Origin of the sequence: Paenibacillus sp. VCA1 (genome assembly GCF_031583795.1) — a bacterium.
GTDB lineage: Bacteria > Bacillota > Bacilli > Paenibacillales > Paenibacillaceae > Paenibacillus_AQ > Paenibacillus_AQ albilobatus.
In genome coordinates this window covers 1-517 of sequence record NZ_JAVLSX010000044.1, presented here as the reverse complement: position 1 = coordinate 517, position 517 = coordinate 1, and the positions used below count along the sequence as shown (strand labels likewise).

Annotated in this window: 1 protein-coding gene and 1 pseudogene; both read right to left on the bottom strand. The window is 42.0% G+C overall.

The features are described from left to right. Positions 1–346, bottom strand: a pseudogene (locus RJP21_RS31065) (RNA-guided endonuclease TnpB family protein); the annotation flags it as partial. 4 nt (positions 347–350) lie between these two features. Beyond that, on the bottom strand, positions 351–517 hold a 167-nt coding region (locus tag RJP21_RS31060), incomplete at its 5' end, for a transposase (RefSeq protein ID WP_310862616.1).

The following is a 517-nucleotide window of genomic DNA, read 5'->3' as shown; positions in this document are numbered from 1 at the left end:
ACGTCGTTTTCTTCGTCTTTTCATCTACAACGATCGGGAAAGCCACTGTATTTTCGGATACCGTGTAGTTTTGATTGTTAACGAAATATACAGGTTTTTTAAGAATGGGACGAACACCAAGTTTCTTGATTTTACTGAAAACACTTTTGGCATCACGGATCGCTTGATTACAAACGGCAGACGGAAGAATGGTTTCTACATCTTTTGTCGTCATTTTCGGGAATGCCCCCAGTTGTTCAGCCCGTTCGGTTAGTTGATTGACGACCCGAATGTACTCCTTTCCCAATTGAACTAGAATGGCTGGCTGATCAGGAAATATGCGTATCTTCACGGTTAAAACTTGCATGTGTTCACCCCCTTTTCTTTTGTTCTTCAACATAACGCTTTACCGTTTCGCTTGATACGTTTCCAGCTGTACTCACGAAAAAAGAACGTGTCCACAGACTAGGCAAATGAGCAAGATGCTCAAACTCCTGCCTTAATATTCGAGAGGTCACTCCTTTCACTTTTGCCATAA